We start from the raw sequence: 22,317 nt of genomic DNA, 5'->3' as shown, positions 1-22,317 counted from the left end.
AGTCTGCTTTTGGTCCCCCACCTGCCGATATCGGGTGCCATCTCCTGTCGTGGCGGTGACGTCGTCGACGCGCAGCGCGTCGACGGCACCGGCGTGGCGATAGCAGCCACCTTGATTTCGGGTTTCAGAGCGGCGATTTCGCCGGTGAATGCCGCGTCGTATCGCAGCGATAGATCACCGTAATCGTCGTTCGCTAACCGCGCGCCATATCCACGAACCGACTCAAATGCAGCTGGTGCGCAACGGTAATGGTGGCGGTCGGGCCGTTACGGTGCTTGCCGACAATGAGGTCGGCTTCGCCACCACGTGGGTCGTCGCGTTCGAAGGCGTCGGGGCGGTGCAGCAGGATGACCATATCCGCGTCCTGTTCCAGCGAGCCGGACTCGCGGAGGTCGGAGACCATGGGGCGCTTGTCGGTTCGCTGTTCAGGACCACGGTTCAGCTGGCTGATCGCGACCACCGGAACCTCGAGTTCCTTGGCGAGCAGTTTCAGATTTCGCGAGAAGTCCGAGACTTCCTGCTGCCGGGATTCGACCTTTTTACCGGAGGTCATCAGCTGGAGGTAGTCCACCACAACGAGTTTCAGGTCGTGGCGTTGTTTGAGGCGCCGCGCCTTCGCCCGAATCTCCATCATGGTGAGGTTCGGTGAATCGTCGACGAACAGCGGCGCTTCACTGATCTCACTCATGCGCCGCGCGAGTTTGGTCCAGTCGTCGTCGCTCATCCGCCCGGAACGCATATCACCGAGCTTGATCTTCGCCTCGGCCGACAACAGACGCATCACAATTTCCGTGCGACTCATCTCCAGCGAAAAGATAACGCTGGGCAGCCCATGCTTGATCGAGCAACTGCGCATGAAATCCATGCCGAGCGTGGAGTTATGCGTCGGCACCATCGATCGTCCGGCGAGGTACAGATGTTCGGCGTTGTCGACTTCGACGCAGCGGACGGGCACGCTGTCGATACGGCGGACGTCCACGATGTATCGGGAACCGGATCGCGCGGTGCTGCGGCTCGCTCGGCGCTCCTTGTGTAGCAGCGCTTTTCGATACAGGCCGAATACTTCGTCGTCTGTGGAGAACGTCATGGTGTACGCGGTCGATGAACTCTCAGACCGCCCGCGGACGCGCTTCGTAGAGACGTGGCAGCGGTATCCGAGGCTGACAACGAGTTCTTGGACGTCTCGGAACAGCCGCTCATTGGTCACGCTGAATTGGACCGAACCACCGTGGGTCACTGTGCCATCGGTGTCCAGTAGACCCGCGAGCAGCGCGCGACGCTGGGCTTCGGCGGATCGAAGGTACTGGATCGGAATGTGTTTGTCGCCGAGCACGCCGATTGTCCGCAACCGAGCCTGCACGCTGCCCACTGTGTTTCGGCATGATTGGCACATCCGCAGCCCGATCGACGGCCCGCCGCAGTGCACGCAGGTGGGCGCGGCGACCGGCGCGGAGTGGAACCGCGCCTTACCGCCGCATGAGCGGCCGCAGGTGCGAACTTCGCTGGTGAACGGGGTGAATTCCGTTCCACACACCACGCATTCGCGCGACGGGATCGGCTCGTCGGCAGGTAACCGCAGTTGGTAACGCAAGTGCGCGGTCTTGGACGGGACCGCCGTCAGACCTTCGGCTTCGATGCGAGCGACGATCTCCGGATCAGCGGTAGTGAGTTGCGCGGCAGCGGACGTGCCGTCGCCGAGCCAAGCACCGAGGGTATACGGCGGCACCAGGAGGTCACGAGCGGGCAACTGCAGCGGCTGCGTGTTGTCCACAGAATGATTGAGCCTGCGATCGGCCGTGGCGCAGCGCAGCGTGCTCGCGATCTCACCGGTCGTGCGGATCGCGGCGAAGGTGCGTTGATTGCGGTAACGGTTGTAGCCGGTCGTCGCCTGCTGGGCGGACCGTCGGGAGGCCCGGGTCTCGGTCAGCCACTGATGCTCCTCGTCCGCCACAAGCACGGTCCCGTCGGAGAATTCGACCTCGTAGCATGGGCGGTCGGTAAGGATGTCGGTGGCGGCTACGACACGGGTGGGGTGTCCGTTGGCGTCGAGGAGTTCGTCGCCGACGCGGACTTCACCCATGGTGGTCCAGCCGGTGGGGGTCGGCAGCGGGGTGTCGAGTGCCAGGGCCTTACCAACGCCAGGTCGGGCCGCGACGATGACCATTTGTCCGGGGTGCAGACCGTTGGTCAGTTCGTCGAGTTCGGTGAAACCGGTGGGGACGCCGAGGGAGATGCCGCCGCGACTGGCGATGGAGTCGATCTCGTCCATCGTGGGCTGCAGGAGTTCCTCGAGGGGGAGGAAGTCTTCGGTGGTGCGGCGTTCGGTGACCTCGTAGACCTCGGCTTGGGCGCGGTCGACGACCTCGGCGATGTCTTGGCCGTCGGCGCCGGCGTAGCCGTATTGGACGATGCGGGTGCCGGCCTCGACGAGGCGGCGCAGGATGGCTTTTTCGGCGACGATCTCGGCGTAGAAGCTGGCGTTGGCCGCGGTCGGGACGGTCTGGGTGAGTGTGACGAGGTAGGGGGGTCCGCCGATGCGCTTGAGCTCGCCGCGGCGGTCCAGGCCTGCCGAGACGGTCACCGGGTCGGCGGGTTCGCCGCGACCGTAGAGGTCGAGGATGGTGTCGTAGATGAGCTGGTGTGCGGGGCGATAGAAGTCGCCGGGCCGCATGACCTCGATGACGTCGGCGATCGCGTCCTTGCTCAGCAGCATGCCGCCGAGCACGGACTGCTCGGCCGCCATGTCGTGCGGTGGCTGGCGCCCGAAATCCTCACCGGGGGGTTCGGGCGGGAAGTTCGCGTGCCCGCGGTCATCGACGACTGCCATGAGACTCGACCGTCCTCTCTCTACCCACCGGGGCCCACGCTATTGATGATCGTTCTACTCTCGGTGCTCCGACACGCTGCCGCAGCGGCAGCGGCTGATGACCAAGACCACCTGCGGGTTCCAGCTACCGTTGCGGTATCCACGATTTCCGGACGTGCGGGCCGTTCGTTCACGACGTAGCGACGAACTTAGGCGACCCGAAGGGTGGTCGCCAAACGCTGCTGTGCACACACCTGTGGATAACTTGGGGACTGTTCACCTAACTGTGTGCAGCCCCTGTGTACTACTTGGGGAAAACCCAGGTCATCCTGCGAAAAACCGCAGATAGACATCGATTTACCGATCTATCCACGTGTGGATGAACAAAGTCGCGGCGTGTCGGCCAAGTTGAACGGCCGGGCGTGTTGGGTTAACAGCACGGGTGACGGCTATGAGCTGAATCACATTGCCACCGGTCGGTTTCCTCGGTAATCCACAGGCCTGTCCGTGGGAACCCTGTGACCAGCGACGATTTGCCGAAAATGTTCCGTATGGCAGTGCCCGGTAATGAGCAAACAGCTAGTTATTCAGAAGAGTGGCCGGCGTCGCACAACCGAAGACCACTCCCGTGCCGAACACGGGAGTGGTCTTCGATGTGGTGCTATATCAGCTGGCAGCGACCGTCAGGTCGAACTTGGCCACCACGTCCGGGTGCAGGTGCACCACGACGCCGTGCTTGCCGGTCGACTTGATGTGCGACTTCGGCAGCTCGATGCTGCGCTTGTCGACCACGGGTCCACCGGCCGCCTTGATGGCCGAGGCGACGTCCGCCTGGGTCACCGAGCCGAACAGCTTGCCCGTGCCCGCCGTCTTCACCGACAGCGAGACCGACTCGAGGTTCTCGATGGCCTGCTTCAGTTCGTTGGCGTGATCCAGGTCGCGCACCTTACGGGCGTCCTGCGCCCGGCGGATGCCCGCGACCTGCTTCTCGGCGCCACGGCTGGCCACGATCGCCAGTCCGCGCGGCAGCAGGAAATTGCGGCCGTAGCCGTCCTTGACCTCGACGGTGTCGCCGGGCGCACCGAGGTTGTCCACGTCAGCAGTCAGAATCAACTTCATTTGCGTGCCTCCCTTACTCAGCGAGCCGTCGACACGTAAGGAAGCAGGGCCACCTCACGCGAGTTCTTGACGGCAACCGCGATGTCACGCTGGTGCTGCACGCAGTTGCCGGTGACGCGGCGGGCGCGGATCTTGCCGCGGTCGCTGACGTACTTACGCAGCAGCGCCGTGTCCTTGTAGTCGATGTTGACGATTCCGGACTTGGCTTCTTTGCAGAATGCGCAAGCCTTCTTCTTGAGCACCTTTTCGCGCGCTGGCGCTTTAGGCATGGTCGTTTACTCCGTAATCATTGATGGTCCACGCGAAGTGGGCCTATGAGAGCCGTTGTCAGAACGGCGGTTCGTCATCCATGCGGCTGCCCCCGAAGGAGCCTGCCGCGGGCGCACTGCCCCAAGGGTCGTCCTCGGCACCGCCGGAACGCCCACCGCCACTACCGGAGCCGGCCGGCGCGTTGCCGCCGGAGCCACCGCTACCACCGGACCCGAAGCCGCCGCCGCCACCGCCGCCGCGACTGGTCTTGTTGACCTTCGCGGTGGCGTAGCGCAGCGAGGGGCCGACCTCATCGACCTCGAGCTCGACGACCGTGCGCTTCTCACCCTCGCGGGTTTCGTAGGAGCGCTGCTTGAGCCGTCCGCTGACGATGACTCGGGAACCCCGGGTCAGGCTTTCGGCGACATTTTCCGCAGCTTCGCGCCAGATATTGCAGCGCAGGAACAGCGCTTCGCCGTCTTTCCATTCGTTCGAATTACGATCGAACACACGGGGTGTCGACGCGACGGTGAAATTAGCCACCGCCGCTCCCGCGGGCGTGAATCGAAGCTCGGGGTCGGCCGTCAAGTTTCCGATGACGGTGATGACCGTGTCGCCTGCCATGTGGTTCCTCCTGCTCGGTGTGCAGTCCGCGTCTCGCTGTTGCGCTAGAGCCTAGATATAGGCACCGACGCAATCGAGGTTTGCGGGACTACTTGTCGTGGCGCAGAACCTTGGTGCGCAGCACCGACTCGTTCAGGCCGAGCTGGCGATCGAGTTCGCTCACGGTCGCGGGCTCCGCGGTCAGATCGACCACCGCGTAGATGCCCTCGGCCTGCTTGGCGATCTCGTAGGCAAGCCTGCGGCGGCCCCAGATATCGACCTTGTCGACCTTGCCGCCCTCGGTACGAACCACGTTGAGCATCGTCTCGAGAGACGGACCAACGGTGCGCTCGTCCAGACTGGGATCGAGAATAACCATCACTTCGTAATGACGCACGGACCAATCACCTCCTGTGGACTAGGAAACGGCCACGGGCTCTCCGTGGCAGGAGGGTCGTTGCGTCAGCAACCCGACAAGGCTACATGAACCGCCCTTGACCACCGAAACTCCCCCGCCTCTCCGCGACTTCTGCCGGTCGTGGGTGCGCCCGGGCTGCCGTCGCGGGCCGTCGGTCACGAGCGGGTCGGGTCCTGGGCGTGCCCGGTGAGTTACCCAGGTAAGGACGAAATCAGCTGGCGCGTCCGTATCTGCGGGGGATACAGACGAGGTCCGGCCGTGCCGCTTAGGGTGGTGCTCATGCCGACCGGACTCGCCATCAGCGACCTGATCGCGCGCCGCGTGACCCGTCGCGTGGCGCTGGCGGCGGTCGTGCTCGTGCTGTGCGCGCTCACCCTGGCGCTCGGGTATGCGAACAAGGCGCGGTGTGCGGGAGCGCCGTTCACCGCCGATGGTCGCAGCACGGTATTCGATGTCACCAAGGATTCGGATGTCTGCTACTCCGATATCCAGTTCCTCTGGCTCGGCCGCGACATCAACGAGCACGTCTTTCCCTACGTGCACGGCGGCATCACCGACGACGGCACGCTGGTCGGCGGGGCGGTCGAGTACCCGGTGCTCAGCGGCACGCTGATGTGGCTGAGTGCGCTCGGCGCGGACAACGATGCCGAGTTCCTGCGGCACTCCGCGCTGTTGCTCGCGCCGTTCGCGCTGCTGACCGCCTGGATGCTGGCCCGGCTCGCCGGTCCCGCCGCGCTGCTGTGGGCGGCGGGACCGCCGCTGGTGCTCTACGCCTTCCACAATTGGGAACTCCCGGTGGTGTGCACGGCGGTCGCCGCGGTGTACGTGGTCGCGACGTGGACCCGATATTCGTTGCGCACCAGAGGCATGGTGGCTGCGGTGCTGCTGGGTCTCGGGTTCTGTTTGAAGCTGTACCCAGGGATTTTCGTGCTGCCGCTGCTGGCCTACGTGCTCACCGGTGGTGTCGAACGCGACCGCGAGGACACCGGCCTGGACGTGCGCGGCGCGCTGCTGACGGCGGGCGCGGCCATCGGCACGGTGATCGCGGTGAACCTGCCGTTCGCGCTGGCCGGGTACGAGGGGTGGCGGGCCTCGATCACCTTCCAGCAGTTGCGGCAGGCCGACATCACCACGAATTCCATCTGGTACTGGGGACTTCGGCCGCTGTTCGGGCCGGATACGCAGAGCGAGGCACTGTTCCAGCAGGTGGTGTCTATCGCCTCGCCGACCCTGGTGCTCACGGCGTTCGCACTCGCGATGTGGCTCGGTGGGAAGCGATACCTCGCCACGAAGGTGTTCCCGTGGGTCGGCGTGAGCGGCGCGATGCTGTGCGGATTCCTGCTGTTCCACAAGGTGCATTCACCGCAGTACACGTTGTGGCTGGTGCCGTTCCTGGTGCTGCTGGAGGTGCCGTGGGCGGCGATCGCGGCCTACTTCGTCGCCGACGCCGCCCTCGGGATCGGCGTTTTCCGGTACTTCTACGCGCTGGGTTCCGGCCTGCCCTGGGAAAATATGGAGAAGGTCGTGCAGTTCGGGGTGTGGGGCAGGGCGGTGCTGCTGGTCGCGCTGTTCTTTCTGTTTCTGCGGGCGCGGCCGCGCGGTTTCCGGCCGGTGCCGCCGCCGGTGCCGCGGTTCGCGCCCGGCGCGCTGATCTCGGTCGGATAGCCGCTCGGCCGGTTCGCGCTACCCCGCGCGAATCCGCGCTGCAGAGCGGCGGCGATCTCGATCGCGCGCAGGGTCTGGAATTCGATGGCGGCCAACTCGATTTCGCCGGGCGGTATCTGTCCGTTGTTCGAAACATGGCTCGCCCCATAGGGATTGCCGGAGCGGAACTGCACCGGGTCGGCGTAGCCGGGTGGCACGATGATCGAACCCCAGTGGTAGAAGGTGTTGTTCATGGCCAGGATGGTCGATTCCTGACCGCCGTGCGCGGTGCCGGTGGAGGTGAACGCGGAGGCGACCTTGTTCACCAGGCCGCCCTGTTTCCACAGGCCGCCCGCGGTGTCGATGAACTGCTTCAGCTGGGCGGCGGGCAAGCCGAAGCGGGTCGGGCTGCCGAACAGGATCACCTCGGCCCAGTCCAGGTCGGCGATCTGCGCCTCCGGGACGTGCCCGGTGGCCGCGTGATTGGCCGACCACAGGGGGTTCGCGGCGATCGCCTGCGCCGGTGCCAGCTCACCCACCCTGCGTAGCCGGACCTCGGCGCCGGACTTCTCGGCGGCCGCCGCGGCAGCCGCCGCGAGCCGGTACACGCTGCCGGTTGCCGAGTAATAGATGATCGCGACCTTGACCACGGTGTGCACGGTTGTCTCGTCTCCCTGTTTCGCGCTGCGAGGTGCGTCACTGCCTACCTCGGCGGACAGCGTGCCGGGCGCTGCTGAACGGTTGCTCGAGACGCGCCGAACGCCCAGCTCAGCGACCGGTCCCGACCGTGCCGACGGATCGCGAACGCGGTGGTCACTGCCCCTGCGGTGCGCATGCTTTCCGTGTTCACTCCGACGCCGGTCCGCTTACCCTGGTCGGGCCAGGTCGGAGTGAGGCGGTGGAGAACGGATGGATCAGGCGGTCGCGGGCTCGCCGCCCGCGGTGCGGTTGACGCTGCTCAACGGGGTGGAAGCGCACCGCGGCGAGCAGATCCTTCCGCTCGGCCCGCCGCAGCGCCGGACCGTGCTGTGCGTACTGGCCTTCCGGCGTCGGCAATGGGTGTCGGCGTCGAGCCTGCTCGCCGCGCTGTACGACGGGGTGCCGCCGGCCAGCGGGGTCGGCGTGATCCAGACGTACGTGTCCGCGCTGCGCCGAGTACTCGAGCCGGACCGCAAACCACGCACGCCACCGGTGCTGCTGCTGTCCGGTCACGGCGGATATCAGCTGCGGATCGAGGACGAGCAGACCGATCTGGGCGTGTTCGACCGGTTGGTCGGGGAGGCGGGCCGCGCTCGCGAAGCCGGCGATTGGGCCCGCGCCGAAGACCGTTACGCGCAGGCCCTCGCCTTGTATTCCGGTGAACCGCTCGCCGGACTGCCCGGCCCGTTCGCGCAACGCCAACGCACGGCGCTGGCCGAACGGCGGCTCGCGGTGGTGGAGGACAGCCTCGATGTCACTGTGGCACTGGGCCGTTCCGATGAGGTGATCGATCGGCTGCGTGTCCTCACGGCGGAACACCCACTGCGGGAACGTCCGCGCGTGGTGCTGATGCGTGCGCTGTACTCGCGCGGCCGTCAGTCCGAGGCGCTGGACGTCTACCGAGAGACCCGCAACTTGCTGGTGGATCAGCTGGGTGTCGAACCGGGGGAGGAACTTCGCGTCCTGCATAAACAGATCCTGTCCGGCGAGGTCGTGGTGCCTCGGGCACCACAACGACCGCACGCCGAGAGGCAACCGGGCCGGGTCGCCGAACCACCCGCGGGAGAGTCGGCTGTTGACTCGACTGCCGTTGTCGCGCAGCGCTTTACGCGTCAGTGTGGGTCTGATGGTGCGGCCGCTCGGACCGCTGAGACTCCGGAAGGTACCGCTGCACAGCGGCTTTCGGACACCGCCTGGGTTAGGGAGTCGGCACCGCTCCCGCCCGGCGCTGAACATCGACTCGCGATGGTGTCCGCGCTGTGGCCTGCACCAGCGTCGCCACCGGCGGCAACACAGTCGGCACCGGCGTCGTCGGCTGCCCTGGCTCCGTCTCGGGCACCCGCACCGGCGCCGACATCTCCTACGCCGACTTCCCTTGCGGCGCCGGCGCCACTGGCAGCGGAGACACTGCCGGCACCAGTACCGCCATCGACACCATTACCGGCGGCACCGACACCATCATCACCGGCACCGGCACCGGCACCGGCGTCATCGTCGGCGGCGACGGCGACGGCGACGGCGAAATCGCCGACCGCCCTGACGTCGCTACGTCCCCCGGCACCGGCTTTTGCGCCGCCGGAACCAGCACCGACTTCGCCAGTGACCCCGACACTCCCACCCACGCCGACATCGGTTGTGGCGCCAACAGCACCAGCACCTGCATCGACACCGCAGGCACCATCATCGCCATTGGCACCAGCACCAGTAGCGGAACCGACATCGGCAGCCGCGGTGCCGATAGTGGGACCGTCGGCGGTCGGGTTCGCGCCGATGCCCACACCGCCAGCAGCCCCCACCTGGACGATCGCACCTGCAACGGCGTCGACACCGCCGGTCGCATCGGCATTGGCAACGGGCGTGACACCGCCGACAACACCACCATCGGCACCGGTACCGCAATCTGATTCCGCAGCACCGCTGGTGTTCGAACGCGACCAGGAGTTGACGCGGATCGCGGCGTGGACCGAGCGGGCCACTGCGGGCAGCGGTGGGTTGGTGGTGATTTCGGGGCGACCGGGTTTCGGGAAGACGCAGTTGCTCGACGAGTTGGCGCGTCGGGTGCCTGAAGCCCGGCGGGTGGACCTGCCGCCGCCGTGGGAGGGTGCGCCGCCGCTGGGGGCGATCGCGGAGCTGTCCGGTGTCGAGGTGTCGGCGCAGGACTCCGATGCTCGGCTGGTGGAAGCGTTGCATGCCAAGCTGATTCAGGACTCGTCGGCGGGGCTGCACGTGCTGCTGGTGGATGGTGCGGAGCACCTGGACGAGCGTTCCGCGCGGGTGTTGACGGCGGTGGCGCCACGGCTACGCCGGATGCGGGTGCTGCTCGTGCTGGCATTGGACGAACGTCCTTGGGAGCCTGCGATTCTCGATCTGCATGCACAGCTGGAACCGCTCGCCGTCGCGATCTTGCGGCCGAGTGGGCTCAGCGTCGCCGCGATCGAGGGTCTGTACGAGCGGCGAACCGGGGCGGTGTGCCCGCCGGGACTGGCCGCGGACATTCAGCAGGTGACGGCGGATATCCCGCTGCTGGCCGGTGCGTTGATCACCGACCTGGTCGCCCTGCGCGACCACGACCGCATCCCGGAATACCTACCGGAGGGCTGCTATTCGCGCTCGATCAGCCGACTGCTCGGCCGATACTCCCCACGCGGCGTCGCGATGCTGCGCGCTCTCGCCGTGCTGGCGGATGTGGCGCCGACCATCGAGGTGCTCGCTGCCGCCTGTGACGAACCGGTCAGCGTGATCCAGCACCGCTGCGAATTACTCGCCGCCTCAGGCATTTTGACCTCAGTGACACCACCGGTGTTCCGTCATCGGTTGATCGGCAACACGATTCGCTGGCTCGGCCGCCGCGAGGAAACGGACCGGATCCGGATCGCCGCCGCCGAACAGGCGCGCAGCGCAGGCTACTCGGCCAGACAGGTCGCGGCCTACCTCCGTGATCTGGTCGGCGTGCAGTACGCGCGGTGGACGGTGGTACTGCTGGACGCGGCGGAGGAATGCCTGCGTCACGGCCTGATCGTCGACGCGGTGCGCCAGTTGGCGGCGGCGTTGCGCATCACCGCGCCGGCGGGTCGCGATGACATCCTCGTTCGCCTCGGCCAGCTGGAGTTGTGGACCAACCCGGCCGCGGCCCGCGCACACCTGGAGGAGGCGCTGCACAGCCAGCGTGCGCGTCAGGTCGCGCCGACCGCGCTCATTCCGCTGGCCTGGACGATGTCGACGCGCTGGCAGTCGGGCGCGGCGATGGCGCTGGTCGGCGAGGTACTCGCCGAGACCGAAGGTCGAGATCCGTTGGCGGCCAAGAGTATTCGCTCGGCCTCCTGGGCGGTCGCCGGACTGACCTCGGCGTCGTGGCGCGACTACATCGCCGCACTGCGCGGCACCGATTCGACCGATCAGATCACCACGGCGATACTCACCTGGGACGACGCCTTCCGGGTGCGGCACACCGCACGCGAGACTCTCGCCCGCTTTCCCGCCGAACCCGATCCGGCCCGCGGCTGGGAAGTGCTGCCGCAGCAACTGATCGGCCTGCTGGCGCACCTGTCCATGTGGTCGGGCGACCTCGCGCTGGCCAGGCAACTCAGCGAACAGCGCAAGGACCACCACTTCGGCACCATCGACGTCTACCGTCTCATCCTGCACTCGGAAGTGTTGTTGCGCTGCGGCGATTACCGCCGGGTGCTGCGCGAGGTCGCACCGACCGTCGGCACGCTGGGCGACGAGTCCATTCGGCCGCCGCTGGCACTGGTCGCCCAGTACGCGCACGCCCTGCTCGGGCTGGGCCGCCTGACCGAGGCCGAGCAGTGGCTCGACAGCGTGACCGAGCATGCGAACCCCGAAACCTGGGAGTGGACCGTGGTCATTCACGTCAAGGGTCTGCTGTGTGCCGCCCGCGGCGATTCCCGCCAGGCGATCGCGCACTTCCTGGACTGCGGCCGCCGTGTCGCCGCGGTGGGCATCCGCAACCCGGCCCACATCCCGTGGCGCAGTTCGGCGGCCATGGAGCTGGTGCGCCTCGGCGACCACGCGCAGGCCCGCGAACTGGCCGCCGCGGAACTCGAACTGGCCGAACAGTGGGATACCCCCGGCACCATCGGAAGGGCCTTGCGCGCCATGGCTTCCGCCGCGCCGGGCGGCGTGGACGCGGACCTGCTCGACCGGGCCGTCGGCCTGCTGCGCCGCTATGACTCGCCGGTCGAACTGATCCCGGCGCTGCTGGAACTCGCCGCGGTCCGGCACGACAGCGGCGACCAGGAACGGGCCGTCGAACTCCGCTGGGAAGCCCGCTCGCACGCCGAAACCATCGGCGCCACAAGGTATCTCGAGCTCATCGGGGATCTGTTCGGTGCGACGGCGAGCATCCCGTCAGCCGGCAGCCTGCCCACCGGCTGACGTGGGCCGGGATGCGAACGATCGTGTCGTCCGTCCTTAACGACCGGCCGCCCGCGCGATCAGCTCGGCGATGGCGTCCGGCTGGGTGATCATCGAGGCGTGCCCGGTGGCCAGCGAAACGATGTGATCCTCGGTGGCCACCTGGTAGGCCATCTTGGTCTCCAGGTCCGGGTGGATCATCGCGTCCAGCTCCGAGATCTGGTACCAGGTGTTGTCCCGCAGCGTCTGCCACGCGGGCGTCGCGGTGCCCGAACCGGCAAGCGACAGCACCGAAGTCGGCTTCTGGGTGGCGGCGAGCAGCGCGGCCTCGCGCGGGTCGGCGTCGGCGGCGAAGTCGGCGTGGTAGCGGTCGCGGGCGATGATCAGGTCCGGGACGTCCTCGGCGCCGATGTTCACCAGGTCCGCGCCGCTGGGCAGGTCCTGGCCGAATTCCTGGTTGATCTGGAAGGCGGACTGGCCCGCGGTGGGGGCGTAGGCCGCGACGAACACCAGCCCGGTGACGTCGGCGCGAGCCGCGCCCGCCTGGCTGATCACGGCACCACCGTAGGAGTGGCCGACCAGGATGGTCGGACCGGTCAGCGCGTCCAGGTCGCGGGTGACGGCGGCGACGTCGTCGGCGAAGCCGCGCAGCGGCAGCTGGCTGGCGACCACGGTGTCGAAGCCCTTGTCGAGCAGGCGCTCGATCACCTTGTTCCAGCTGGACCCGTCGGCCCAGGCGCCGTGTACGAGCAGCACATTCGGGGTGGTGGTCATGGGTTTCCTCCAGTTCACGTCGGAGCGCCGCAGTACCGGCGATCGATCTCCTACAGCATCTGGAGCCGACTGAACGTGGTCTGAATGTCCACCGAACGCGCTGGTCGAGCGGTCTATCGCGCGCGAGAGGGGTTGGTCTATTTACGAGCGCTGTGCCAGTTCATGCCCCAGCGGTACGCCTCGTCGATCTCTTTCTGCGCACCGTTGATGTAGTGCACTTCACGGTGGACCGTGATGCCGCTGCCCTGGTTCTGCAGCAGCGCGATGGCGCAGGAACGGGCGCCGTCCACCGGCGAGTCGAGCCGGACCTCGATCTGCGGGCCGGAGGTCGGGAAGAGGGTGACCACACCGTCGGCGGCGGCCCAGTTCGGCACGCCCTCGTAGATGAAGGCGAAGATCAGAATGCGCCGGAACAGTTCGGGCCGTGCGAGATTGATGTGCATGTTCTCACCGCCGGCCGCGTTGCCGCTGCGGTCGTCACCGTCGAGCGCGATGAACGGCTCGGCGTCGAGCGCGCCGAAATTGTTGCCGACCGCCTGCACGACACCCTTGTTGCCGTTGGCCAGTTCGTAGAGACAGCCGAGGTCGAGATCGACCGGCTTGGACCTGCGGAAGAAACCCTTCGAGCCGGTGGACCAGTTCAGGTTGACCCGCATGTTGCCTTGCTGCTCACCCGGTTTGGTGAGGTTGATGCTGGGTGTCGCCTTCGACAGGGTCACCTTGGACAGGTTGACCCCACCGGCGTTGCTGTCGTTCGCCATCGGCGTGATCCCCCTAGAGAAATGGGAGCGGCAGCGGTCCTCCCGAGGGAGTGGCCGCTGCCGCACGAGTATTCGGCTGCCTGCCGAAAATCAGCCTACCGGGGTCGGCTCTCGTTCGCTCTCCACTTCTTTGTCGTCCTCGCGGCGATTGCGCAGGATGCTGGAGATGAACGCGGCACCGATGAACGCGACACCGACCAGGCCGGTGACGAGCTCGTTGACGTGCACGCCGATCGAGACGAACAGGATGACCGCCAGCGCGCCGATCGCCCAGTGCGCGCCGTGCTCGAGGTACACGTACTCCGCCAGCGTGCCCTTGCGCACCAGGTACACGGTGATCGACCGGACGAACATGGCGCCGATCAGACCGAGGCCGAGCGCGATGATGATCGGGTCGGCGGTGATGGCGAACGCGCCGATCACGCCGTCGAAGGAGAACGACGCGTCGAGCACCTCGAGGTAGAGGAACAGGAAGAACCCGGCCTTACCCGTGGCCTTGACCAGCTCCGACGGCCCGTCACCCACGTGCTCCTCGGTGTGGAACATCGAGCCGAGCCCGTCGACCACGATGTAGACCACCATGCCGAGCAGGCCTGCGAGCAGGACGGTCGAGCGCTTGTCGTCGGGGGTGAGCAGTTCCGCGGTGAGCACCAGGCCGATGGACGCGACGACCACCGAGAGCATGTCGAGCTTGCCGAATCGGGCCAGGGGGCGCTCCAGCCAGGACAGCCAGGTGATCTCACGCTCTTCGAAGATGAAGTTGAGGAACAGCAGCAGCAGGAACATGCCACCGAACGCGGCGATCTGCGGATGCGCGTCGGTGAGCAGCGTTTCGTAGCTCGGCTCGCCGTTCGGGAAGTACGCCGCGTCGCCCTCGGGGGGATTGAGCGCCAGGTCGAACGCCTTCACCGGGTTCAGCCCCGCGGTGATCCAGACGATCGCCAGCGGGAAGACCAGGCGCATGCCGAACACGGCGATCAGGATGCCGACGGTAAGGAAGATCCGTTGCCAGAACTCGCTCATCCGCTGCAGCACCGTCGCGTTGATGACGGCGTTGTCGAAGGACAGCGATACTTCGAGGATGCCGAGGATCAGGACCAGCGCCAACGCCGTTGGTCCGCCGTACAGGAAGGCGACGACCAGCGACAGCAGTGTCACGACGATCGACATGCCGAAAATGCGCACGACCACGCGGGGGACCTTTCGTTTGCGTCGACCGGACGAGCATCCGTCCGAGCGCTTGTCTGATGAAACCGAGTTGGCGCCGCTGATACCAGCGTGGCCGGAGAACCCTTGCTTGTCCAACGATCCTGCATGCAGCAGGGTTCCCGCGCATCCGGAGGACCGGGCGCACGAGCAGGGGGCCCGTCACCAGGCCCCCTGCTTGTAGTGAAGTGTGCTTTAGACGTTCACGCCGTAGTCACGGGCGATACCGGCCAGGCCGGCCGCGTAGCCCTGACCGATGGCACGGAACTTCCACTCCGCACCGTTGCGGTACAGCTCGCCGAAGACCATCGCGGTCTCGGTCGAGGCGTCCTCGGTGAGGTCGTAGCGGGCCAGCTCTTCGTTGCTGCTGCGGTCGACAACGCGAATGTAGGCGTTGCGCACCTGACCGAACGACTGCTGCCGCGTCTCGGCGTCGTAGATCGACACCGGGAAGAAGATGCTCTCGATGGTCGGCGGGGTGTTGGCCAGGTCGACGTTGATGACCTCGTCGTCGCCCTCGCCCTCACCGGTCTTGTTGTCGCCGGCGTGCTCGATGGCGCCTTCCGGCGACTTCAGGTTGTTGAAGAACACGAAGTGCTGGTCCGAGAGGACCTTCTTGTCCGCGCCGGTCGCGATCGCGCTGGCGTCGAGGTCGAAGTCAACCCCGGTGGTGGTCCGTACGTCCCACCCTAGGCCGACTGCGACGGCGGTCAGGTTAGGCGCCGCCTTGGTCAGCGAGACATTGCCGCCCTTGGACAAACTGACACCCATGCGGGATTCCCTTTCAATAGTCCGTCATTGGTTCCCAGCATGTCCGAATCGCCGGGTACGCCTTACGACAGTAGTAGGTTTCCGCGAACTTGCGTAGGAACCCGCAGAACCCTCGGTGAACACGAGAGATCTCTAAGATCGGGGCGTGGCGGGTCGTAGGCGTGGTTGGTTCCGTTCGTCCGGGAACAACGAATGGATCGAGCAGGCGCGAGCCTCGCTCGCGGCCGCGTTCCTCGACATGGACCAGCGCCAGAGCGCGGCCGAGGCGGCGGTGCACGCGGCCGAGGAGGTGTTCCCGGACCGCCGAATGGCCGCGGCCTGGGAGCCGGTGCGCGGCCGTTGCTACGACGCGGCGGGGGCGTACGTGGCGCTGACCGAGCAGCTCGACCAGGCCGAACGCGAAGGAACCCCGCAGGCGCAGGGCCCGCAGCAGACCCAGACGGTGACCAGGCAACTGACCGACGCGGCCCGCGCCGTCGACGAGTTCTACCGCCGCCATCAGGCTCAGCTCGAGCAGGCCGTCGCCATTCTCGGCACCGTGCCGCAGCTGGCCCACCAGGTGAAGGTCACCGCGGCGGGGGTGCGCGGGCAGGCGGCCGAATCCGAGTACGCGAACTACCCGTCGGTGCGCGCACACACCGCGGCCGTCGATGAGGCTCTCATCACACTGGAAGCCCTGGGTCCGGGCGCGTCCGCCGCCGCGGTCCGGGAGGCCGCGAACCGGCTGGAGGCGGCGACGAAAAGGTTGGCGGACGCGTTGGCGCAAGCGCCGACCCGGGCCACGGCCGCGAAGACCGCGATCTCCTCGGTCAGCACCAGGCTCGCCGCCGCGCGGACCAAGGCCGAGGGCCTCGCACCGGCGTACTCGAGCCTGCTGCGCGAATTCAACGCTGCGAGTTCGGCCGATTTAGCTGACAATGAGCGGGAAAGCCAGCGAGCCATCGAGGCCGCGGAGGCCGCCCTGGGCCGGGCGCGCGCGGCAGCGGCGGAGCACAACCCGGAGATAGCACTTGATCTGACCACATCCGCCCGCGGGTATCTGACAGAGGCCGAGCAACGGGTCGACGCCGTCATCAAACGGCTCGCCACGTTGCGTGAAGTACGGTCCGACCCGCAAGAGAAAGCCAAGGCCGTACGATTTCGGCTGCGGGACGCCCAAATGCTCGCGGTGAGTCGCGGGCTCGTCACCGAATGGGGCTCTGTGCTGGACGCGCAGGCCGCACGGATCGACCGGATCAGCGAAACACTGACAGGTAGGCACCCGAACTACTGGGCCTATGTGGTGGAGCTGGATACCATCACCGACTTCATAGCCGGGGTAGTGGATCGAATGAGAAAACAAGCAGGACCACGACGAGAATGAGGGTGGGAAAACGATGACCGCAGGCATCGCCGTCCAGCGGGAGGTTTCCCTGCGGAAGCGCATGCCGCTGCGGCATTTCCGGCAGCTGCACGGACCGGAGGCGCGCGATCTGTTCCACCGCGAGCCGGAGCCGTTCGGTGACGACTACACCGATCGGGAACTACTGGCCGTCGGCCTCGGCGCGACGCTGTACGCACCGGCCACCCGGCCGGACCTGGCACTGACCATCAGCAAACGCGCCGAACGCGGCGTGTGCTCGATGGTGATCGATCTGGAAGACGCGGTCGCCGATCACGAGGTCGAGCTGGCCAAACGGCAGACGGTGGACACGCTCAACCTGTTGGCGGCCAACGGTGATTCGAATCCGCTGCTGTTCGTCCGGGTGCGCGACGCGGACACGATCGGCGAGATCGTCGAGCAGTTGGGTGCGGGCGCCTCGGTGCTGACCGGCTTCGTGTTTCCCAAGTTCGACAGCACGACGGGGCCGAAGTATCTCGCCGCGCTGGACGCGGCGATGCGGCGGCTGGGCAGGCCCATCTACGGGATGCCGGTGCTCGAATCGGCGGGGCTGGTGCACCGGCAGACGCGTGACCAGGAGCTGACGCTGATCGCGGAGTTGCTGGCCGAACATCGGGAGCGGGTGCTCGCGGTGCGGGTCGGTGCGACCGACATGTGCTCGACGTTCGGCATTCGGCGCGACCGGGATCTGACGATCTACGACGTGCGGGTGGTCGCCGACGTGATCGCCGACATCGTGAACTACCTCGGCCGCGCGGACGGGACCGGTTTCGTGATCACCGGGCCGGTCTGGGAGTACTTCGCCGATCACGAGCGGATGTTCCGGCCGTTACTGCGCACCGCGCCCTTCGAGGAGTCCGACGCGGTGCCGTTCCGGCAGTACCTGGTGAGCCGGGACCTCGACGGTCTGCTGCGCGAGATCACGCTGGATCGGGCCAACGGGATCCAGGGCAAAACGGTGATCCATCCGTCGCATGTGGCGGCGGTGCACGCGCTGTCGGTGGTGACGCACGAGGAGTACTCGGACGCGCTGGACATTCTGCAGGTGGATGTCGGCGGCGTCGCGGCGTCGGGTTATCGGAACAAGATGAATGAAATGCGCCCGCACCGTAGTTGGGCGCGGCAGACGCTGTTGCGGGCGCGGGTTTTCGGTGTGGCGAATAAGGGAGTTTCGTTCGTGGATTTGTTGACGGCGTTGGTGACGGTATGACCGGCGCTGCGCTCGACGTTGTCGGAATTCCCTGGGCGACAAAAACTCTCGGTCTTCGACTGCACCACGAAGAGTCGTACAGTGCGATCGATGCCGGGCAGGCCAGTGCGCTGCCCGCCGAGCTGGCCATCGCGGAGCTGATTCAGCCCGGCCTGCGCCGCAATCCGCGGCGCGCGCATCTGCTGGTGTCCACCGTGCTCGGTAAGCATCTGCCGACCGACCCGCGAGTGGTGCTCGACGGCGGTAATCGGCTCGGTGACCTGGTGCGTGAGCTGCTCGGTGACCGCGAGGCGCTGGTGCTCGGCTTCGCCGAAACCGCGACGGGGCTCGGGCATTGCGTGGCAGCGCGGATCGGCGCGGTCGGTTATCTGCATTCGACGCGGCGCGACGTCGCCGAGGCGCAGACCCTCACCGGATTCGAGGAGGGGCACTCGCACGCCACCTCGCATCTGCTGCAACCCGTGCCCGCCGATATCTTTGTGAACGATCTTCCGCTGGTGCTGGTGGACGACGAAATCTCGACCGGTGCAACGGCGCTCGACGCGATCCGGGCGCTGCACGCCTTCTCGCCGCGCTCGCACTACCTGCTCGCCTCGCTGGTGGATATGCGCCTGGACGCCGATCGCATCGCCTTCGACAAGGCGGCCGCCGAGCTCGGCGTCAGCATCGACACCGTCTGCCTGGCGTCGGGGCGCACCGTGCTGCCCGACGGTCTGGTGGACGCGGTCGCGGACCTGCCGGAACCTGAACTGAACCCCGTTGCTGCACAGCGTGGTTCGTTCGAACGAGTCGAGCTGCCTTGGCCCGCAACGGTGCCCGAGGGCGGCAGGCACGGAATCCTGCGTGCGGACCTCGCCGCGTTCGACGCGGCCGTCGAGGCCGCGCACGAGGTGCTGCGGTCGCGGCTCGAGCTCACCTACCCAGGACGGCCCGTGATCGTGCTCGCGCACGAGGAGCTGATGTATCTGCCGCTGCGGCTCGCGGCGGAGTTGGCCGACTCCGGCACGCCGACTCGATACCAGACCACCACGCGGTCACCGGCCTACGTGCTGGACGAGCCTGGATACCCGCTGCGCCGCGGATTCCGTTTCACCGCACCGGAATCGGATCAGGAAGCGCCGCGCTACCTGTACAACGCGCACTGGACGGCGGAGTTCTCCGGGCAGCCCGAAGGTGCTGCGCCGGTCGAGACCGTCGACCCGGTGCTGGTCGTCGTCATCGACCCGCCCGCCGATACCGCCGCGCTGGTCGCGGACGGTGGGCTCGTCGATGCGCTGACCGCCTCCGGCTCCGATGTACTCGTCGCGGTGATCCCCGGTGCCGATCCCCGCGCATTGCATGCCGCGCGCGGTGACGCCACGGTGGCGGGCGCACTGCCCGAACCGCTGCACGGTCCCGAGTTCGGTTCGTATGCGGCCGAAGACGTTTCGTGGCTGTTGCAGGACCTGTCCGACGTTGACCTCGAGGCCGACGTGGCCGAACGGGAACGGCGCATCCAAGCCGGTGTCGCGCACTACGCGGAGTCGCTGCCGATCGAGTACCAGCCCGACGCCGCCTACCGTTCGCTGTTCGACGAGGTGCTCGCCGACAGTGCCGAACGGCTGGCGCTGGCCGTGGCCACCGTCGCCGAACTCGTGGTGGCCGAACGCGGCGACGACATCGTGCTGGTGTCGCTGGCGCGGGCGGGCACACCGATCGGCATTCTCATGCGGCGCTGGTTGCGCTCCGGGCGGGCCGCCGGGCGCCTGGACGTGCCGCACTACGCGGTCTCCATCGTGCGGGATCGCGGTATCGATGCTGTCGCGCTGGATTACCTTGCGCGCCATCATGATCCGACTTCGATCGTGTTCGTGGACGGCTGGACCGGCAAGGGCGCCATCACGCGCGAGCTCACCGAGGCGCTCGACGCGTACCACGCGGCGGGCGGTGCGCGGTTCAACGATGAGCTCGCCGTGCTCGCCGACCCTGGGCATTGCGTCCGCACCTATGGCACGCGCGATGACTTCCTCATTGCGTCCGCCTGCCTGAATTCGACTGTGTCCGGCCTGGTTTCCCGCACGGTGCTGAACGACACGTTGATCGGGCCGGGCGAGTTCCACGGTGCCAAGTACTACCGCGAACTCGCCGACGACGACGTCTCGCAGCGCCTGATCGATACCGTGACCGCCGCGTTCGATGCAGTCCGCGCTCGGGTGCCCGCGGCGGTCGCGGCCGTTCGGGACAGCGATCGCACGCCGACCTGGGCGGGCTGGGCCTCGGTCGAGCAGGTCCGCGCCGAATACGGCGTCGCCAGTGTGAACTTTGTGAAGCCCGGCGTCGGCGAGACCACCCGGGTGTTGCTGCGGCGGATGCCGTGGCTGGTGCTGGTGCGCGACGCCGAGGCGCCCGAACACGCGCACATTCGCTTGCTCGCCGCGGCCCGCGGCGTGCCGGTCGAGGTCGTGCCCGACCTGGCCTACTCGTGTATGGGACTGATCAAGGACGTGCAGCAGCCGTGATGGAGCTACGAAGACCCCGAAGACGCACGCTGGTCGCCACCGACCTGGACCGGACAATGATCTACTCGCGCAACGCGTTCAGCGCGACCGCCGACGTGCCGACCGTCTGCGTGGAACATCTCGAGGGTGCGCCGCTGTCGTTCATGACGACCGCCGCCGCGCTGCGCATGCAGACCCTCACCGAACCCGCCGCCGTCATCCCGACGACCACCCGCACCATCAAGCAGTTCACCCGCATCCAATTGCCCGGCGCCCCATGGCGTTACGCCATCACCAGCAACGGCGGCAACATCCTCGTGGACGGCGTGCCGGACCTGCGCTGGCGCATCGACATCGATGCCAAGGTCCGCGCGGGCGGCGCGACGCTCTCTGAGGTCACCGCCGAACTCCGGGCCCGTATCGACGATTCGTGGGTCACCAAATTCCGCGAGGCCGACGACCTCTTCTGCTACCTCGTCGTGCGCCCCAAGGAAGTTCCCGCCGGCTTCCTGGCCGAGTGGGACGCCTGGTGCCGGGCTCGTGGCTGGTCCGCCTCCCAGCAGGGCCGCAAGATCTACTCGATGCCCGACGTCGTCTGCAAGAGCCACGCCGTCGCCGAGGTCCGCCGCCGTCTGCTCGAATCCGGCGAACTCGCCACCGAGGCCGAGACTTTCGCCGCGGGCGACGGCGCCCTCGACGCCGAGATGCTGCGCGCCGCCGACTACGCCATCCGGCCACGGCACGGCGAACTCGAACATCTCAACTGGACCCACCCCAACCTCACCATCACCCGGGCCACCGGCATCCTCGCAGGCGAGGAGATCATCAACTGGTTCATCAAGGGCGCACCGTCGGCTGAGTAGGTCCCGTCGGCCCGGTGGCCGACCGCGCGCTGCGCCACCCGACAATGTGCGGGTGCGGGTATTGGTGACGGGTGCGAACGGCTACCTCGGCGGTGCCGTCGTCGAGCGACTGCGGGTCAGCGGGCACGAGGTGATCGGGCTGGTGCGTGGCGCGGGGACGCCGGGGGAGGGTCCGGTTCGGACTGCCGACCTGCTCGACCCGGAGGCCTTGGCCGCGGCTGTCCGCGACATCGATGTGGTGTGTCACCTGGCCGGGCTCACTCGCGTCCGCGAGTCCCTCGCCGATCCACTGCGCTACTTCGAGGTGAATGTCGGTGGCACGGTCGCGCTGCTGCGTGCGATGGCCGCGGCGCAGGTGGGCGGGCTGGTGTTCGCGTCCACCGCGTCGATCTACGGCACGCCGGACCGGCAGCCGATGTCGGAGGAACTGCCGGACCGTCCGCCACATCCGTACGCGGCAAGCAAGGCGGCCGCCGAATCGGTGATCGCCGCGCAGGCGGCGACCGGTCAGCTCGCGGCTGTTGTTCTGCGGTTGTTCAATATCGCGGGCGGTGCGGACCCGGATCCGACCAGGATCGTGCCGCGCGTCCTCGCCGTAGCGGCGGGCGACGAGCCTTTCCTGGCGATCAACGGTGATGGCACCGCGGTGCGCGACTACGTGCATATCGAGGACGCGGCAACGGCTTTCGCGGCGGCCGTCGCGCATCTGCCCGAGCGCGGTGCGTGCCGCCGGTACAACATCGGCAGCGGCGGTGGCACCAGTGTCGCTGAACTCGTGGCCGAGGCCACTCGGCTGACCGGTCGCGCCATCGTTGTCGAGCATCGGCCCGCGGCGCAGGAGCCACCGCTGCTGGTCAGCGACAGCGGCCTGGCCCATCGCGAATTAGGTTGGCAAGCAACGAGATCCGACTTGACTACGATCTTGCGTGACGGATGGGCCGCCCAGCACGAGATCTCATGAT

General features: G+C 67.3%; 17 protein-coding genes and 2 pseudogenes. 9 read left to right on the top strand and 10 right to left on the bottom strand.

The features are described 5' to 3' along the window. Window positions 1–193: 193 nt before the first annotated feature. From dnaB to rpsF, 5 genes are all read right to left on the bottom strand, one after another. Window positions 194–2,827, bottom strand: a complete 2,634-nt coding sequence (gene dnaB / locus DMB37_RS20270) for a replicative DNA helicase (RefSeq protein WP_135234058.1) — start codon at window positions 2,825–2,827, stop codon at window positions 194–196. A gap of 645 nt (window positions 2,828–3,472) precedes the next feature. Next, window positions 3,473–3,925 carry a 50S ribosomal protein L9 gene (gene rplI / locus DMB37_RS20265; protein WP_107653392.1) on the bottom strand — a complete coding sequence of 151 codons (453 nt, stop codon included), beginning with the start codon at window positions 3,923–3,925 and terminating at the stop codon, window positions 3,473–3,475. A 17-nt stretch (window positions 3,926–3,942) separates the two neighbouring features. Next, window positions 3,943–4,194 (bottom strand): 30S ribosomal protein S18, encoded by a 252-nt coding sequence (gene rpsR, locus DMB37_RS20260; protein WP_014989074.1) that lies wholly within the window; start codon window positions 4,192–4,194, stop codon window positions 3,943–3,945. 58 nt (window positions 4,195–4,252) lie between these two features. Further along, on the bottom strand, window positions 4,253–4,798 hold the full coding sequence (locus tag DMB37_RS20255; protein WP_135234057.1) for a single-stranded DNA-binding protein: 546 nt from the start codon (window positions 4,796–4,798) through the stop codon (window positions 4,253–4,255). Between the two features lie 88 nt (window positions 4,799–4,886). Then, complete coding sequence (gene rpsF / locus DMB37_RS20250) at window positions 4,887–5,174, bottom strand: 30S ribosomal protein S6 (protein WP_014989072.1); 288 nt, start codon at window positions 5,172–5,174, stop codon at window positions 4,887–4,889. Between the two features lie 300 nt (window positions 5,175–5,474). Between rpsF and DMB37_RS20240 the strand changes: the two genes are divergently transcribed. Beyond that, window positions 5,475–6,860, top strand: a complete 1,386-nt coding sequence (locus DMB37_RS20240; RefSeq protein WP_135234056.1) for a hypothetical protein — start codon at window positions 5,475–5,477, stop codon at window positions 6,858–6,860. 50 nt (window positions 6,861–6,910) lie between these two features. On the opposite strand, the pseudogene wrbA reads toward DMB37_RS20240, so the two are convergent. Then, window positions 6,911–7,489, bottom strand: a pseudogene (gene wrbA, locus DMB37_RS20235) (NAD(P)H:quinone oxidoreductase); the annotation flags it as partial. Window positions 7,490–7,748: 259 nt separating this feature from the next. On the opposite strand from wrbA, the pseudogene DMB37_RS41970 reads away from it, so the two are divergent. From DMB37_RS41970 to DMB37_RS41385, 3 genes and pseudogenes are all read left to right on the top strand, one after another. Next, window positions 7,749–8,459: pseudogene (locus DMB37_RS41970) on the top strand (BTAD domain-containing putative transcriptional regulator); the annotation flags it as partial. Between the two features lie 338 nt (window positions 8,460–8,797). After that, the gene (locus tag DMB37_RS41390) at window positions 8,798–9,442 is read left to right on the top strand and encodes a hypothetical protein (RefSeq protein ID WP_240771579.1); all 645 of its coding nucleotides are present in this window, start codon (window positions 8,798–8,800) and stop codon (window positions 9,440–9,442) included. Between the two features lie 16 nt (window positions 9,443–9,458). After that, on the top strand, window positions 9,459–11,933 hold the full coding sequence (locus DMB37_RS41385) for an ATP-binding protein (protein WP_240771578.1): 2,475 nt from the start codon (window positions 9,459–9,461) through the stop codon (window positions 11,931–11,933). Window positions 11,934–11,969: 36 nt separating this feature from the next. On the opposite strand, the gene DMB37_RS20225 is transcribed toward DMB37_RS41385, so the two are convergent. The 4 genes from DMB37_RS20225 to DMB37_RS20210 all read right to left on the bottom strand — a co-directional run bounded on the left by DMB37_RS20225 (window position 11,970) and on the right by DMB37_RS20210 (window position 15,424). Beyond that, complete coding sequence (locus DMB37_RS20225; protein WP_135234054.1) at window positions 11,970–12,686, bottom strand: alpha/beta fold hydrolase; 717 nt, start codon at window positions 12,684–12,686, stop codon at window positions 11,970–11,972. Window positions 12,687–12,823: 137 nt separating this feature from the next. Beyond that, window positions 12,824–13,447 carry a Tellurium resistance gene (locus tag DMB37_RS20220; protein WP_135234053.1) on the bottom strand — a complete coding sequence of 208 codons (624 nt, stop codon included), beginning with the start codon at window positions 13,445–13,447 and terminating at the stop codon, window positions 12,824–12,826. 90 nt (window positions 13,448–13,537) lie between these two features. Then, a complete protein-coding gene (locus tag DMB37_RS20215) occupies window positions 13,538–14,638 on the bottom strand; it encodes a DUF475 domain-containing protein (RefSeq protein WP_135234052.1) in 1,101 nt (366 codons plus the stop codon). 210 nt (window positions 14,639–14,848) lie between these two features. Beyond that, window positions 14,849–15,424, bottom strand: coding sequence for a TerD family protein (locus tag DMB37_RS20210; protein WP_135234051.1), 576 nt, complete (start codon window positions 15,422–15,424; stop codon window positions 14,849–14,851). Window positions 15,425–15,569: 145 nt separating this feature from the next. Between DMB37_RS20210 and DMB37_RS20205 the strand changes: the two genes are divergently transcribed. The 5 genes from DMB37_RS20205 to DMB37_RS20185 are packed head-to-tail and all read left to right on the top strand — an operon-like array spanning window position 15,570 to window position 22,316. Further along, window positions 15,570–16,787, top strand: coding sequence for a hypothetical protein (locus tag DMB37_RS20205; protein ID WP_135234050.1), 1,218 nt, complete (start codon window positions 15,570–15,572; stop codon window positions 16,785–16,787). 13 nt (window positions 16,788–16,800) lie between these two features. After that, the gene (locus tag DMB37_RS20200) at window positions 16,801–18,015 is read left to right on the top strand and encodes an HpcH/HpaI aldolase/citrate lyase family protein (protein WP_206054997.1); all 1,215 of its coding nucleotides are present in this window, start codon (window positions 16,801–16,803) and stop codon (window positions 18,013–18,015) included. Beyond that, on the top strand, window positions 18,012–20,513 hold the full coding sequence (locus tag DMB37_RS20195) for a phosphoribosyltransferase (RefSeq protein WP_135234049.1): 2,502 nt from the start codon (window positions 18,012–18,014) through the stop codon (window positions 20,511–20,513). The genes DMB37_RS20200 and DMB37_RS20195 overlap by 4 nt, the downstream gene beginning before the upstream one ends. Next, a complete protein-coding gene (locus tag DMB37_RS20190; protein ID WP_135234048.1) occupies window positions 20,513–21,355 on the top strand; it encodes an HAD family hydrolase in 843 nt (280 codons plus the stop codon). The genes DMB37_RS20195 and DMB37_RS20190 overlap by 1 nt, the downstream gene beginning before the upstream one ends. 52 nt (window positions 21,356–21,407) lie before the next feature. Further along, entirely contained in the window at window positions 21,408–22,316 is a 909-nt protein-coding gene (locus DMB37_RS20185; RefSeq protein ID WP_135234047.1) for an NAD-dependent epimerase/dehydratase family protein, read from the top strand. Window position 22,317: the final 1 nt, after the last annotated feature.

The organism is Nocardia sp. CS682 (genome assembly GCF_004634405.1).
GTDB classification, from domain to species: Bacteria; Actinomycetota; Actinomycetes; order Mycobacteriales; family Mycobacteriaceae; genus Nocardia; species Nocardia ninae.
Note: the sequence above shows the minus strand (reverse complement) of the source record. Positions and strands in the feature narration are given on the sequence as shown.

Coding starts and splice junctions, on each gene's coding strand:
- DMB37_RS20190 (WP_135234048.1), top strand. CDS start 20,513: ATGGAGCTACGAAGACCCCGAAGACGCACGCTGGTCGCCACCGACCTG.
- DMB37_RS20210 (WP_135234051.1), bottom strand. CDS start 15,424: ATGGGTGTCAGTTTGTCCAAGGGCGGCAATGTCTCGCTGACCAAGGCG.
- DMB37_RS20240 (WP_135234056.1), top strand. CDS start 5,475: ATGCCGACCGGACTCGCCATCAGCGACCTGATCGCGCGCCGCGTGACC.
- DMB37_RS20225 (WP_135234054.1), bottom strand. CDS start 12,686: ATGACCACCACCCCGAATGTGCTGCTCGTACACGGCGCCTGGGCCGAC.
- DMB37_RS20200 (WP_206054997.1), top strand. CDS start 16,801: ATGACCGCAGGCATCGCCGTCCAGCGGGAGGTTTCCCTGCGGAAGCGC.
- DMB37_RS20220 (WP_135234053.1), bottom strand. CDS start 13,447: ATGGCGAACGACAGCAACGCCGGTGGGGTCAACCTGTCCAAGGTGACC.
- rpsR (WP_014989074.1), bottom strand. CDS start 4,194: ATGCCTAAAGCGCCAGCGCGCGAAAAGGTGCTCAAGAAGAAGGCTTGC.
- rplI (WP_107653392.1), bottom strand. CDS start 3,925: ATGAAGTTGATTCTGACTGCTGACGTGGACAACCTCGGTGCGCCCGGC.
- dnaB (WP_135234058.1), bottom strand. CDS start 2,827: ATGGCAGTCGTCGATGACCGCGGGCACGCGAACTTCCCGCCCGAACCC.
- DMB37_RS20255 (WP_135234057.1), bottom strand. CDS start 4,798: ATGGCAGGCGACACGGTCATCACCGTCATCGGAAACTTGACGGCCGAC.
- DMB37_RS20195 (WP_135234049.1), top strand. CDS start 18,012: ATGACCGGCGCTGCGCTCGACGTTGTCGGAATTCCCTGGGCGACAAAA.